Annotated in this window: 10 protein-coding genes; 4 read left to right on the top strand and 6 right to left on the bottom strand. The window is 60.8% G+C overall.

Annotation, left to right across the window (positions count from 1 at the left end; genetic code table 11):
- Positions 1 to 137: 137 nt before the first annotated feature.
- Together E7738_RS18115 and E7738_RS18110 are read right to left on the bottom strand one after the other, a co-directional pair.
- Complete coding sequence (locus E7738_RS18115; protein WP_021506690.1) at positions 138 to 1,868, bottom strand: penicillin-binding transpeptidase domain-containing protein; 1,731 nt, start codon at positions 1,866 to 1,868, stop codon at positions 138 to 140.
- Positions 1,869 to 2,179: 311 nt separating this feature from the next.
- Complete coding sequence (locus E7738_RS18110) at positions 2,180 to 4,453, bottom strand: molybdopterin-dependent oxidoreductase (protein ID WP_288444566.1); 2,274 nt, start codon at positions 4,451 to 4,453, stop codon at positions 2,180 to 2,182.
- A 196-nt stretch (positions 4,454 to 4,649) separates the two neighbouring features.
- Between E7738_RS18110 and galR the strand changes: the two genes are divergently transcribed.
- Together galR and E7738_RS18100 are read left to right on the top strand one after the other, a co-directional pair.
- A complete protein-coding gene (galR, locus tag E7738_RS18105) occupies positions 4,650 to 5,651 on the top strand; it encodes an HTH-type transcriptional regulator GalR (protein ID WP_031279486.1) in 1,002 nt (333 codons plus the stop codon).
- Positions 5,652 to 5,842: 191 nt separating this feature from the next.
- Positions 5,843 to 6,997, top strand: a complete 1,155-nt coding sequence (locus E7738_RS18100) for an IS481 family transposase (protein WP_394515624.1) — start codon at positions 5,843 to 5,845, stop codon at positions 6,995 to 6,997.
- Between the two features lie 98 nt (positions 6,998 to 7,095).
- Here the strand turns inward: E7738_RS18100 and E7738_RS18095 are convergent, their stop codons facing one another.
- Both E7738_RS18095 and lysA read right to left on the bottom strand, forming a co-directional pair.
- Entirely contained in the window at positions 7,096 to 7,548 is a 453-nt protein-coding gene (locus tag E7738_RS18095; RefSeq protein WP_058757074.1) for a GNAT family N-acetyltransferase, read from the bottom strand.
- The gene (gene lysA / locus E7738_RS18090; RefSeq protein ID WP_021506686.1) at positions 7,548 to 8,801 is read right to left on the bottom strand and encodes a diaminopimelate decarboxylase; all 1,254 of its coding nucleotides are present in this window, start codon (positions 8,799 to 8,801) and stop codon (positions 7,548 to 7,550) included. The genes E7738_RS18095 and lysA overlap by 1 nt, the downstream gene beginning before the upstream one ends.
- A 110-nt stretch (positions 8,802 to 8,911) precedes the next feature.
- Between lysA and E7738_RS18085 the strand changes: the two genes are divergently transcribed.
- Positions 8,912 to 9,832, top strand: coding sequence for a LysR family transcriptional regulator (locus E7738_RS18085; RefSeq protein WP_288444569.1), 921 nt, complete (start codon positions 8,912 to 8,914; stop codon positions 9,830 to 9,832).
- On the opposite strand, the gene E7738_RS18080 is transcribed toward E7738_RS18085, so the two are convergent.
- Positions 9,829 to 10,992: an MFS transporter gene (locus E7738_RS18080; RefSeq protein ID WP_058775879.1), complete on the bottom strand. Its 1,164-nt coding sequence runs from the start codon at positions 10,990 to 10,992 to the stop codon at positions 9,829 to 9,831. The two genes, E7738_RS18085 and E7738_RS18080, sit on opposite strands and share 4 nt — an antisense overlap.
- A 391-nt stretch (positions 10,993 to 11,383) precedes the next feature.
- On the opposite strand from E7738_RS18080, the gene E7738_RS18075 reads away from it, so the two are divergent.
- Entirely contained in the window at positions 11,384 to 12,010 is a 627-nt protein-coding gene (locus E7738_RS18075) for a hypothetical protein (protein WP_021506683.1), read from the top strand.
- Positions 12,011 to 12,259: 249 nt separating this feature from the next.
- Here the strand turns inward: E7738_RS18075 and lysS are convergent, their stop codons facing one another.
- Positions 12,260 to 13,780, bottom strand: a complete 1,521-nt coding sequence (gene lysS / locus E7738_RS18070; RefSeq protein ID WP_211726624.1) for a lysine--tRNA ligase — start codon at positions 13,778 to 13,780, stop codon at positions 12,260 to 12,262.
- Between the last annotated feature and the right edge of the window lie 2 nt (positions 13,781 to 13,782).

The following is a 13,782-nucleotide window of genomic DNA, read 5'->3' as shown; positions in this document are numbered from 1 at the left end:
CTTCACACCAATCAATACCTCTGGGACCTTTATCGTCGCGCAATGGCGGCACGGATAACAGCCGCAAATCGCAACGGAGTTCGGCGAAATGCAACGAGGTGTGAAAAGCTCGACTGCGTGTTTACATCCTGATTTCGTTAAGATTTATCTGATGCCGGTTTACTGTAAATCGCGTCGGGTGCCACGTTCATGTGTTTCAGCACCGGCCCCATGATGTTGCCAAATACCGGCGCGGCCACCGAGCCGCCAAAGTGATCGCCGGCGGTAGGATGGTTAATCATCACCACCAGCGCCACTTCCGGATGGCTGGCCGGCGCGATGCCGGCGGTGTAGTTGACATAGCCGCCGTCATATTTGCCGCTGCTGCCCATCTTCTCCGCGGTACCGGTTTTGGTCGCCAGCCGGTAGCCCGGAACCGCTGCTTTCACCCCGGTACCGCCCGGCAGCACGTCACTCTCCAGCATGTGCACCACGGTTTGCACGATCTGCGGATCCGCCACCTGCCTGCCCAGTACCGGTGGCGTCACTTTGGTGATCGACAGCGGGCGATAGACGCCATACGAACCGAGCGTGGCGTATTCACGCGCAATCTGCAGCGGCGTTACGCGCAGACCGTAGCCGAACGAGAAGGTGGCGCGCTCGATGTCCGCCCAGCGCTGGCGGTGCAGCGGGAAGTAGCCCACGCTCTCACCGGTCAGTCCCAGCCCGGTCGGCTTGCCAAGACCAAACGCCTGATAGGTGTTCACCAGCGCTTCCGCCGGCATTGCCAGCGCGATGTGCGACACGCCGATGTCGCTGGATTTCTGCAAAATGCCGGTCATGGTCAGGCGCGGCCAGTGGCCGACATCGCGGATTAGGTGGCCGTTGACGCTGTAGGGCGTGGTGTCGATCACCGAATCGGGGCGCACCAGATGGCGCTGCAGCCCCTCCATCACCACCAGCGGCTTCACCGTCGAACCGGGCTCGTAGCTGTCGTTGATGGCGGTATTGCGCATTTGCGCCGGCGTGGCGTTGTCATAATTGTTGGGGTTGAACGACGGATAAGATGCCATAGCGAGGATCTCGCCGGTGTCGATCTTCACCAGCACCGCCGCGCCCGAATCGGCCTTGTTGAGCAGCACGCCGTCGCGCAGCTTGCTGTACAGCGTAAACTGGTCAAACTTATCGATGCTGAGCTGCACCGTCGGCGGCTGCTTCGGCGGCTCGTAATCGATCATCGCAATAATGTTGCCGTCCCCGTCCTGGCGATACACCTCTTTACCCGGCTCGCCCTGCAGTACCCGGTCAAAGCCCTTCTCCAGCCCGTTAAGCCCGTTATTGTCCGCCCCGACGATGCCAATCAGCGGCGCCGCGGCTTCACTCATCGGATAAAAACGGCTGTCGTCATACACCGAACTGATGCCTTTCAGATGCAGCTCAGCAATATCTTTGGCAATGCCCAGCTCGATTTTGCGCCCGAGATAGAGGAAGCGCTTTTTCGGATTGGCGGTGATCTGCGCGCGCAGCTCGTCCGGTCGCAAATTCAGCGCCGCCGCCAGATAGCTCCATTTGGCGCTGGTGAAATCGGGATTGGCCTCGAGCACGCGCAGCGGATCGGCGATGATATCGCGCGATGGCACGCTGAGCGCCAGCGCCTGGCCGTCGCGGTCGAGCAGCGTGCCGCGGTTGGTCGGCAGCGTCACGGTCCGCAGCGAGCGCTGGTCGGCCTCGTGCTCCAGCATCGGATGATTGATCAGCTGCAAATCGCCGACGCGCGCCAGCAGCAGGCCCATGCAGCCTAATACGCCCAGACAAATCAGACGAAAACGAAACGGGTTAAACGGGGCTTTAATCTGGTCTTTTCCCAGAAATTTTTTAATCGGGGGCATGGCGATCCGCTGCGATAAAAGATGAATCCAAAGGGGTTAGCTGCAGTTATAAAGAAAGGTAAAGCGAGTTGACAGGAAAACAATGTATCAGTTCGTTTATGCCCGATTGAGGTCATCGTAACGGGACGCGTCACACCGGCAGATCGCAGGCAAAAAAAACCTGCGCATCTGCGCAGGTCGGTGTAATCAAGAAAACTGTTGATGTTCACCCATCAATACCTCTGGGACCCTGACTGTAGCAAGTTGCTCAGCGCAGAAACTATCACTCAAACGCAACAGTTACCGGCAAAATGTAACCAGCGGTGAGATTGTTAGCCGATTGTGCAACTGGCGTGTTTTTTGATTTCCACCAGGCAGCTCATGGCGTTCGGGCCCTGAGTTAACGACGAGGTCCCGATGTCGAGCGTCAGCACGTTAGGGTTGCCGGCGCGGTCCCACGGCTGCCACGCTTTGCCAAAACCGGGATCGAACCAGGCACCGGTGGCGATGATCACCACGCCGGGCGTCAGGCCGTCCGTCAGGCGAACGCCAGCCAGCATACGGCCACGCGCGTTGCTCACTTCAATCTCATCGCCGTCACTGATACCGCGCGCGGCGGCGTCGTCAACGTGCATATACAGCGTTTCGTGACCGGCAGTTTTGCCGGCCTGCACCGTGGCGGTGGCATCCAGCTGGCTGTGCAGGCGATCCGCAGGCTGCACCGAAATCATGTGCAGCGGGAACTGCGCGCTGAGCGCTGCGCCAAGCCACTCCTGCGGCGCGCGCCACTCCGGATGCCCGGCGAAATCCGCCAGCTGGTAATCGGCGATGGTCTGGCAAAACAGCTCAATTTTGCCGCTGGCGGTGTGAATCGGATGCGCCTGCGGGTCGGCGCGGAAATCATCCATAAACACGTACGGCTTGCCGCCCTGCGGAATCTCAACAAAACCGCGCTGCCAGAATGCCTCAAACTCCGGGAACGCGATGTCCAGCTGCGCATGCGCCTGCGCGCACTGCTGGTAAAGATGCTCAATCCACTGCATCTCGTTGCGTCCTTCGGTAAAGCGCTCGCGGTAGCCAAGGCGATCGGCCAGATCGGCAAAAATATCAAAGTCGTTACGCGCCTGATGCTGCGGTTTAATCGCCTGGTGCATCGCCAGCACGAAGCGGTCACGCGACGAGCCGCCAATGTCGTTGCGCTCCAGCGTGGTGGTGGCCGGCAGCACGATGTCCGCCATCTGCGCCGCGGGCGTCCAGACGATATCCTGCACGATGACCGTATCCGGGCGCTGCCAGCCCTCGACCAGCCGGTTGAGCTGCTGGTGATGGTGGAACGGATTGCCGCCTGCCCAGTGCACCAGGTGAATGTCGGGATAGTGCAGCGTCTCGCCCTGAAACGCATACGGCTGGCCGGGATTGAGCAGCATGTCGCTGATACGCGCCACCGGGATCGACAGGTTCGCCGGATTCGGGCCGGTGCTCATCAGCGGCGCCGGGCCTTCCTGGCGCGGATTGCCGACGCTGTTCATTGAGCCATGACCAAAAGAGAAGCCGCCGCCCGGCAGTCCCGGCTGGCCCAGCATCGACGAGAGCGCAATCATCATCCAGTACGGCTGCTCGCCGCGATGGGCGCGCTGCACCGCATAAGCACAGGTGATGAAGCTGCGTTTGCCCGCCAGCTGCTGCGCCAGCAGCGCGATACGCGCCGCCGGGATGCCGGTTATCGCACTAGCCCACGCGGGCGTTTTTGCCACGCCGTCGCTTTCGCCCAGCAGATAGGCACGCAGCTGCGGCCAGCCGGTGCAGTGGCTGGCGAGGAAAGCATCATCGATAGCGTTCCGGCGGGTAATTTCATAGCCGAGCGCCAGCATCAACGCCACGTCGGTGTTCGGGCGAATCGAAATCCACTCGGCGTTAACGAATGCCGGGCAGTCATCGCGCATCGGGCTGATGTTAATGATCGGCGTGCCTTTGGCGCTCAGCTGCTGCAGCGCCGGTTTCAGGCTGTGCTCGCCGGCGCCGCCGGAGGCCACCTGCGCATTTTTCAGCGCCAGGCCGCCAAAGGCGACGAAAATTTCTGCATGCTCCACCACCTGCGGCCAGTCGGTGACGCGGCCGGTGAGCGGCATATAAGTGCCAATCACGTACGGCAGAAAGAACTGTGCCGCACCCCAGCTGTAGTTACCCTGCTGATCAACGCCACCGCCGCCCTGGAAATAGAAGCGACGAATCAGGGTGCGCGCGTGGTTAACGCGACCGGCTGATGACCAGCCGTACGAACCGTTGAAAATGCCGGAAGCGCCGTAGCGATCGCGCACCCGGCGGTTCTCTTCCGCCACCAGATCGAGCGCGGTGTCCCAGTCCACGGCGACAAAATCCTCCCGGCCGCGCAGCGTGCGATCGCTGTTTTCACGCGACTTCAGCCACGAACGGCGCACCATCGGCTGACGGATGCGTTTATCCGAGTACACCAGTTCAGGGATAGAGTGGATCATCGGGGAAGGATCGGCATCGGCGAAGAAAGGTTCGCAGGCAATCAGGCGCTGATTTTCGGTGACGGCGGTAAACGCGCCCCAGTGCGCAAGGTGCGGCACACGAGTTTTCATGGTTATGGGTCCGGCAGGCAGGTGTGATTCAGGCTGGCAGCATAGCACGGTGCCGTTACCGGGCTAAAGCCTCACCGTGAGCGTCTGATTTTCCGCACTTTTGCGACAGCGCTGACATTCTGGCGGGTTGCGGCTGCCGGGCTTTTCCGTAACACTGAGAGCATGTGTAAACGTTTTCCCGGATGTCGACCATTGCATGGCTACTATTAAGGATGTTGCCCGCATGGCGGGGGTGTCGGTCGCGACCGTGTCCCGCGTCATCAATAATTCGCCCAAAGCCAGCGAGAGTTCGCGCCTCGCCGTTACCCAGGCCATGGAACAGCTGCAGTATCACCCGAACGCCAATGCCCGCGCGCTGGCGCAGCAATCCACCGAAACGCTCGGGCTGGTGGTAGGCGATGTGTCAGACCCGTTTTTTGGCGCGATGGTGAAAGCAGTCGATGAAGTCGCCGGGCAAACCGGCAACTTTCTGCTGATTGGTAACGGTTACCATAACGAGCAAAAAGAGCGTCAGGCGATTGAACAGCTGATGCGCCATCGCTGTGCCGCCCTGGTGGTGCACGCCAAGAAAATTCCCGATGACGATTTAGAGCTGCTGATGAAGCAGGTGCCGGGCATGGTGCTGCTGAACCGGTTGCTGCAGGGGTTTGAGTCACGCTGCATTGCGCTGGATGACCGCTACGGCGCCTGGCTGGCCACGCGCCACCTGATTCAGCAGGGTCATACGCAGATCGCCTTTATCTGCTCGACGCACACCATTTCTGACGCCGAAGATCGGCTGCAGGGCTACTACGATGCGCTGAAGGAGCACGGTCTGCCGTGCAACGACCGGCTGGTGGCGTGGGGAGAACCGGATGAGGTCGGTGGCGAGCAGGCAATGACGGAACTGCTCGGACGCGGCAAGCAGGTGAGCGCGGTGGCGTGCTACAACGATTCGATGGCCGCCGGTGCGCTGGCGGTGCTGAGCGATAACGGCATTCGCGTGCCGGAAGAGATGTCGCTGATTGGCTTTGATGATGTGCTGGTGTCGCGCTACGTGCGTCCGCGCCTGACCACGGTGCGCTATCCGATTGTGACCATGGCGCAGCAGGCCGCGCAGCTGGCGCTGGCGCTGGCCAACGGCACCGCGCTGCCGGAGGTGACCAATATGTTTAGCCCGACGCTGGTCAGGCGGCATTCGGTGGGTGGACCGGGTTAAACGGGGGCGGGCTTTCCCTCACCCTAACCCTCTCCCTGAGGGAGAGGGAACGTTCCAGAGCGCGCGGTCAGCCCTTGCGGCAAGGAGAGCGCGGTCAGCCCCCTCTCCCGCTTGTGTACAGTCCGGGGACATCGTGAACACTTGTTCGGGGACATGGTAGACACTTACAACTAAGGCATAAGAACCCGTTTATGGAGTCGCTTATGCCCTGGGATGCGAGAGATACCATGTCATTACGTACTGAGTTTGTTCTGTTCGCCTCGCAAGACGGGGCGAACATCCGCGAGCTGTGCCGCCGCTACGGCATATCTCCCGCCACCGGCTACAAGTGGCTTCGCCGCTGGGATGAGGAAGGACCGTCCGGCCTTCAGGACCGCTCCCGCGCGCCCCGTCACTCACCCAACCGCTCATCTGACGACATCACTGAGCTGCTGCGTATGGCGCATGAGCTTCATCAGCACTGGGGGGCCCGCAAGATTAAGCGCTGGCTCGAAGACCGCGGGCACGGCATGCCGGCCTTCAGCACCGTCCACAACCTGATGGCCCGCCACGGCCTGCTGCCGGGCGCAGCGCCGGGCGTCCCGGCCACCGGCCGGTTTGAGCACGCGGCCCCGAACCGGCTCTGGCAGATGGATTTTAAGGGCCACTTTCCCTTTGGCGGCGGCCGCTGCCACCCGCTTACCCTGCTGGACGACCACTCCCGGTTCTCGCTGTGCCTGGTGCACTGCGCTGACGAACGGCGTGAGACGGTACAGGAGCAGCTGGTCAGCGTCTTTGAGCGCTACGGCCTGCCGGACCGGATGACGATGGACAACGGCTCGCCGTGGGGCGACACCACCGGCACCTGGACGGCAGTGGAGCTGTGGCTGATGCGCCACGGCATCCGGGTGGGACACTCGCGGCCGTATCATCCGCAGACGCAGGGCAAGCTGGAGCGCTTTCACCGCAGCCTGAAGGCGGAAGTGCTGCAGGGGAAGTGGTTCGCAGACAGCGGTGAGCTGCAGCGCGCCTTCGACCACTGGCGGACGGTCTACAATCTCGAGCGCCCGCATGAGGCGCTGGAGATGGCGGTGCCGGCGTCGCGCTATCAGCCCTCATCGCGGCAGTACAGCGGGCGAGTAGCGCCACCGGAATACGACGAGGGCGTGATGGTCAGGAAGGTGGATATCAGCGGGAAGCTGAGCGTAAAAGGACTCAGCCTGAAGGCGGGCAAGGCGTTCAGGGGAGAGCGTGTGGGGCTGAAGGAGACGGGGGAAGACGGTTATTACGAGGTGTGGTGGTACAGCACAAAAGTGGGGGTGATCGACCTGAAGAAAAAGTCGATCACCATGGGTAAAGGATGTTAAAAAGTGTTCACTATGTCCCCGAACACCTGTCTGCCATGTCCCCGGACTGTACACTTGCGGGAGAGGGTTGGGGTGAGGGCCAGCGCGCACCCAACCCACTATAAATCCTGCGAATACACCTTCACCTGCACCTCAGGAAACTCCAGCGCATCACACTGATACTGCCAGCCGAATCGCTCGTAGTAGCCGCCAAACGTCGACCACAGCCACACCGTTGCATAGCCGCGCTGGCGGGCATAGTCCAGCACGTGCTGCTGCAGGGCGGCGCTCAGCCCCTGCCCGCGCGCCGCTTCATCCACATACAGCGCGGCAACCCACGGATAAAGATCCTGACGGCTAATCAAATCACAGCGCCAGAACCCTACCGTGCCGTGCGGCACGTCATCGTCGTCCAGCGCGACAAAGGTCACCGGAAACGCGGCACCGTTCAGGCTACTGCGAACAATGCTGTCGTAAAACGCGCGCGAGGTGCCATCACCAAACGCCTGCCACAGCCAGTCGGTGATCTGGCTGGCGTGATGCGGCACGCTGCTGAGCGGCACGATGCGCATCAGTTCAGCTCCAGCGCCAGCAGTTCCTGAATGGTCTGCGCACGGCGAATCTCACGCGGCACGCCCTGCTCAAACAGCACTTCCGGGATCAGCGGACGGCTGTTGTAGTTGGAGGACATTGATGCGCCGTAAGCGCCGGTATCATGGAACACCAGATAATCGCCGACCTGTGCCGCTGGCAGCGCGCGGGTTTCCACTTTGCCCCCTTCCAGCTGGGTAAACACATCTCCCGACTCACACAGCGGCCCGGCCACCACGCTCTCCACATGCGCCTCACCCGGCGCGCTGCCATCGGCAGGCAGCAGCGAAATATGGTGATAGCTGCCGTACATCGACGGACGCATCAGATCGCTGAAACCGGCATCCACCAGCACAAAGTGACGGCTGCCCATCTGCTTCACCGCCCGCACCTGCGACACCAGTACGCCCGACTCTGCCACCAGGAAACGGCCCGGCTCGATCTCCAGCTTCACCGCATGGCCGAGGTGCGCCGCGATACGCTCGCGCGCGCCGTTCCACAGGCCGTAATAGTGCTGCGTATCAATCGCCTCCTCACCAAAGCGGTAAGGAATCGACAGCCCGCCGCCCGCCGAAATGGCCTGCAGGTCCTGGCCAAAGGCCACTACCTGGTCGACCATCGCGTCGCACACCTGCTGCAGATGGCCATAATCGACGCCGGAGCCAATGTGCATATGTAAACCTACCAGCTGCAGGCCATGCTGCTGGATCGCCGCCAGCGCCAGCGGCAGATCGCTGTGCCAGATGCCGTGCTTACTGTTTTCGCCGCCGGTATTGGTTTTCTGGCTGTGACCGTGGCCAAAGCCCGGATTAATGCGCAGCCAGACGCTGTGACCCGGCGAAACCGCGCCGAGCTGATGCAGCATATCCACTGAGCCGGCATTCACCGGCACCTTCAGCTCGGCGATGCGCGCCAGCGTCGGTGAGTCCAGCACATCGGCGGTGAACACAATATCCTCGCCGCCCGGCTGAAAACCGGCAGCCAGCGCACGTTCGATCTCGCCGAGCGAGACCGAATCGACCTTGACGCCGGCAGCGCGCATCAGGCGCAGAATATGAATATTTGAGCAGGCCTTTTGCGCAAAGCGCACCACGTCAAACGCGCTGAGCTGCGCAATACGCTGCTGAATGATTTCGGCATCGTAAGCCCAGAACGGGCCGCTGTAGCGCTGCGCCAGCGGCAGCAGATTTGTGGCGTTAAGCGCCGTCTGGGAATCGTTAAGTGGACGTGGCATAAGCATTCTCCTGAGTCGTTGCTGTCATTTAGCCACAGCACAGTAATGCAGAAAAATATCTGTTTAAGCATCAGCTATGCAAATATGATATGGATGACACGGAGGCGACGATGGCAAAAATTAACTGGCGGCATATCGAAATCTTTCACGCGGTGATGACCAGCGGCAATCTGACCCAGGCCGCCACGCTGCTGCACACCTCGCAGCCAACGGTGAGCCGCGAACTGGCGCGGCTGGAGCAGCAGCTGGGCTTACAGCTGTTTGAGCGGGTGCGCGGCCGCCTGCAGCCCACCGTGCAAGGGCTGCGGCTGTACGAAGAGGTGCAGCGCTCGTGGTACGGTCTGGATCGCATCATGGATGCCGCCGAAGGGTTGCGCCAGTTCCGCCAGGGCGAGCTGTCCATCGCCTGCCTGCCGGTTTTTTCCCAGTCGCTGTTACCGCCGCTGCTGCAGCCGTTTTTACAGCGCTATCCGCAGGTGAGCCTGAATATTATTCCGCAGGAGTCGCCGCTGCTGGAGGAGTGGCTGTCGGCGCAGCGCTACGATCTCGGTCTGACCGAAACCCAGCATGCGCCCGCCGGGACTGAACGCCTGGCACTGCTGACCAGCGACGAAGTGTGCGTGCTGCCGCCGCAGCATCCGCTGTGTCAGCGGGCGGTGCTGACGCCGCAGGATTTTCACGGTGAAAACTATGTCAGCCTGTCGCGCAGCGATAGCTATCGTCAGTTGCTGGATGCGCTGTTCCATGAGCAGCAGGTGGAGCGGCGGCTGGTGCTGGAGACGCACAGCGCCGCGTCGGTGTGCGCGATGGTGCGCGCCGGGGTGGGCATTTCGATTGTTAATCCGCTGACGGCGCTGGATTACGCCGACAGCGGTGTGGTGATGCGCCGCTTCAGTATTGCCGTGCCGTTCACGGTGAGCCTGGTGCGGCCACAGCATCGACCGGCATCGGCGCTGGTCGATCACTTTTGCGACCACCTGCAGCAGCAGGTGGCCACCTTTCCGCAGCGCATCGCCCAGCGGCTGGCTTAAGCGCGCACCGTCTCGCGCTGACCGCCCGATTTGCGGAAGGTCAGCAGACAAACCACTAATCCCGCTGCCGCCAGCGCTGCCGCCGCGACCGGCACCGCCGTCAGGCCATAGCCTTTGTCGATCACAGCGCCGCCCACCCACGCACCGAGTGCGTTTCCGACGTTGAAGGCCGAGATATTGAGCGTCGACACCAGGTTCGGCGCGTCTTTACCGTGGCGCACCACGTTGATTTGCAGGCCCGGCACGGTGGCGAAGGTCGCCATCGCCCACAGGAACAGGGTTACCTCTGCCAGCCACAGCGCATGGCTGGTCCAGCTGAACAGCAGCGAGAACACGGCGATCAGCGAGAAGCTGAGGATCAGGCTGAACGACACTTTCCAGTCCGCCAGTTTCCCGCCAACAATGTTACCCACCGTCAGGCCAGCGCCAATCAGGAACAGCGTCCAGCTGACACCGCGATCGCTGATGCCGGTCACCTGCAGCAGCAGCGGCGCAATGTAGCTGAACAGCGCAAACATCGCGGCGGCAAAACACACCGTCATCAGCAGCGACAGCCACAGTTTGCCGTTGGCCAGCGCGCTGATTTCGCTCGCCAGGTGCACCGGTTTTTCATCTTTGTTGGTCGGCAGGCTGACAATCAGCGCGATGAACGCGAGGATGCCGATAATCGCCACGCCCCAGAAGGTGGCGCGCCAGCCAAACAGCTGACCAAACCAGGTGCCGAGCGGCACGCCCAGTACGTTGGCCAGTGTCAGACCGGTAAACATCAGCGCCACCGCCGACGCCTGACGGCTCGGTGCCACCAGGCTGGCCGCGACCACTGAACCGATGCCGAAGAACGCACCGTGACACAACGCGGTAATGACGCGCGCCAGCATCAGCAGGTTATAGGTATAAGCCAGCGCACAGAGTACGTTGCCGATGATGAAGATGATCATCAGCAGAATCAGGGTACGTTTACGCGGCAGTTTCGCGGTCAGCAGCGCCATGATTGGCGCGCCGATAGCCACGCCCAGCGCATAGCCGCTGATCAGCCAGCCCGCAGAAGGAATCGACACCTGCAGGTCACCCGCCACTTCCGGCAGTAACCCCATGATGACGAACTCCGTGGTGCCGATGGCGAACGCACTCAGCGCCAGCGCCAGTAATGCAACAGGCATAACACACTCTCCCAAAATAATTTTGCAGGCGGGCCGCACGACGAACGCCGTACGGTTAAGACAGACGCGTATCCCTCCGACAATGCGGGGATGTTTATTTTTGAACTGCGTCACAGTCTGCTATTAAAGCACAGCCTCCGGCTATCAACCACCCGGGCGGCAGCAAGGCTATTTTGCCTGCGCGGCAATAATGCCGGCGCTAAAAAGTGTCGCTTATGCATCACTGAGACAGGACGGCGATAACAGACTACGCTTGATAACAGGTTGTGATCGCTGTCACAGCGACGGCGCTTTCTGGCGTTAAATCAGGCAGTAAAGGATGGTCGCACATTGCCGATACCCCAATGGATTGCCCGGTAATGCGGCGTCAACACAACAGGGGGACAGAGTTATGCGATGGATCATCGCGCTGGCGATCGGCGGCTTAAGCGGCTGCTCGGTCGGGCACTATGAATACAGCTCAGAAGCGGCCAGGCGCGTCGATATGACCGTCACCGGCATCCCCACCGTGCTCGGCATGGGTGCGCTGGGCACCACTATCCCCCTGACGCGCGAATACAGCCTGACGGCGGCGCACGTGGCCAAATATTCGCTGTATCGGGTGAAGGCCTGGCATCCGGAGTGCGATATCGCCGTGGTTTATCATGCAAATAAAGAAGCCAACCTGCCCCCGCAGTTCCGCAACAGCCATATCGGCGACAACGTAAATCTGTATGGGTATAGCTTTATCTCCGCGCTGCCGGTGGCATCAAGCGGCAAAAACCTGATCAATACGACGCTGAGCAATGACTGGAATAAGGCCAGCTGCGTGGTGGTGGCGGCCAATGCTGGCGTGGTGAAAGGCATGTCCGGCGGCGCGGTGTATAACGCCAGCGACGACACGCTGGCCGGGGTGATTGTCGGTTATAGCAGTCGGATTGATGATAATAAGAGCGGCAAAACGCTGTTTAAAGATGTGGCGCTGTATGTGCCTTATGCGCGGTTCCAGGCGTGGCTGGATGGGGTGGTGAAGTCTTAGGTTGGGTGCGCGCTGATGCCCTCACCCCGGCCCTCTCCCACGGGGAGAGGGAGAAAACCAGAGCTGACCTCTCCCACCGGGGAGAGGGAGAAACCAGAGCGGACCTCTGCCACAGGGAGAGGGAGAAAACCACAGCGGTCCTCTGCCACAGGGAGAGGAAGAAAACCACAGCGGCCCTCTCCCACCGGGGTACAGGCAAGTCCCCTCTCCCCATGGGAGAGGGTTAGGGTGAGGGTGAAGGCAACCTGATTACTTGCCGGTCGGGCGCAGAGCCGGGAACAGGATCACGTCACGAATGGTGTGGCTGTTGGTGAACAGCATGACCAGACGGTCGATACCAATGCCCAGACCTGCAGTCGGTGGCAGACCGTGCTCCAGCGCGGTGACGTAGTCTTCGTCGTAGAACATCGCTTCGTCATCACCGGCGTCCTTCGCGTTAACCTGCTGCAGGAAACGCTCGGCCTGATCTTCCGCATCGTTCAGCTCGGAGAAGCCGTTACCGATTTCACGACCGCCGATGAAGAACTCAAAGCGGTCGGTGATTTCCGGGTTCTCGTCATTACGACGCGCCAGCGGTGACACCTCTGCCGGATACTCGGTGATGAAGGTTGGCTGAATCAGGTGCGCTTCGGCGGTCTCTTCGAAGATCTCGGTCACCACGCGGCCCAGACCCCAGCTCTTCTCCACTTTGATGTGCAGCGTGTTGGCAATCGCCACGGCTTTGTCAAAGTCATCCAGATCGGCGAGGTCCGTTTCCGGACGGTATTTCTTGATCGCTTCACGCATGGTGAGCTTCTCAAATGGCTTGCCGAAATCGAAGGTGTGCTCACCATAAGGCACTTCCGTCGTGCCCAGCACGTCCTGCGCCAGGGTGCGGAACAGACTCTCGGTCAGTTCGATCAGATCTTTGTAATCCGCATACGCCATATAGAGTTCCATCATGGTGAACTCTGGATTGTGGCGCGGCGAAATCCCTTCGTTACGGAAGTTACGGTTGATCTCAAACACGCGATCAAAACCGCCGACCACCAGACGCTTAAGGTACAGCTCCGGCGCGATACGCAGGTACATGTCGATGTCGAGCGCGTTGTGATGGGTGATGAACGGACGTGCGGACGCGCCGCCAGGAATCACCTGCATCATCGGCGTTTCCACTTCCATAAAGTCGCGGTTAACCATGAACTGACGAATGCCGGCCATGATTTGTGAGCGAATTTTGAAGGTCTTACGCGAATCGTCGTTGGAGATCAGGTCAAGGTAACGCTGACGGTAACGGGTTTCCTGATCGGCGAGGCCGTGGAATTTGTCCGGCAGCGGACGCAGCGCTTTGGTCAGCAGGCGCAGCTCAGAGATGTGGATCGACAGCTCGCCGGTTTTGGTTTTGAACAGCTTACCGCGCGCGCCGAGGATATCGCCGAGATCCCATTTTTTGAACTGCTCGTTGTAGACGCCTTCCGGCAGATCGTCACGGGAGACGTAGATCTGGATCTGACCGCCTACATCCTGCAGGGTGGCGAACGACGCTTTACCCATGATGCGGCGGGTCATCATACGACCGGCTACGCTCACCTCAACGCCGAGCGCTTCCAGCTCGTCGTTCTCTTTGCTGTCATAGTCGGCATGCAGACGATCGGAAGTGGTGTCACGGCGGAAATCGTTAGGAAACGCCACGCCCTTTTCACGCAGCGCGCTGAGTTTTTCGCGACGCGCTTTCAGTTCGTTGTTTAACTCAAGGGCGGCATCAGCGCTCTGCGGTTGTTGTTCAGACATGT

The sequence above is a fragment of the Pantoea sp. SGAir0430 genome, assembly GCF_043549295.1.
The sequence above is the reverse complement of the archived record's forward strand: the minus strand, read 5'-3'. Positions and strand labels throughout refer to the sequence as shown.

Excerpts from the sequence above, each read along its gene's own strand:
- lysA (WP_021506686.1), bottom strand. The coding sequence starts at position 8,801 with ATGCCACGTCCACTTAACGATTCCCAGACGGCGCTTAACGCCACAAAT.
- E7738_RS18095 (WP_058757074.1), bottom strand. The coding sequence starts at position 7,548 with ATGCGCATCGTGCCGCTCAGCAGCGTGCCGCATCACGCCAGCCAGATC.
- E7738_RS18100 (WP_394515624.1), top strand. The coding sequence starts at position 5,843 with ATGGAGTCGCTTATGCCCTGGGATGCGAGAGATACCATGTCATTACGT.
- E7738_RS18075 (WP_021506683.1), top strand. The coding sequence starts at position 11,384 with ATGCGATGGATCATCGCGCTGGCGATCGGCGGCTTAAGCGGCTGCTCG.
- E7738_RS18080 (WP_058775879.1), bottom strand. The coding sequence starts at position 10,992 with ATGCCTGTTGCATTACTGGCGCTGGCGCTGAGTGCGTTCGCCATCGGC.
- galR (WP_031279486.1), top strand. The coding sequence starts at position 4,650 with ATGGCTACTATTAAGGATGTTGCCCGCATGGCGGGGGTGTCGGTCGCG.
- E7738_RS18085 (WP_288444569.1), top strand. The coding sequence starts at position 8,912 with ATGGCAAAAATTAACTGGCGGCATATCGAAATCTTTCACGCGGTGATG.
- lysS (WP_211726624.1), bottom strand. The coding sequence starts at position 13,780 with ATGTCTGAACAACAACCGCAGAGCGCTGATGCCGCCCTTGAGTTAAAC.
- E7738_RS18115 (WP_021506690.1), bottom strand. The coding sequence starts at position 1,868 with ATGCCCCCGATTAAAAAATTTCTGGGAAAAGACCAGATTAAAGCCCCG.
- E7738_RS18110 (WP_288444566.1), bottom strand. The coding sequence starts at position 4,453 with ATGAAAACTCGTGTGCCGCACCTTGCGCACTGGGGCGCGTTTACCGCC.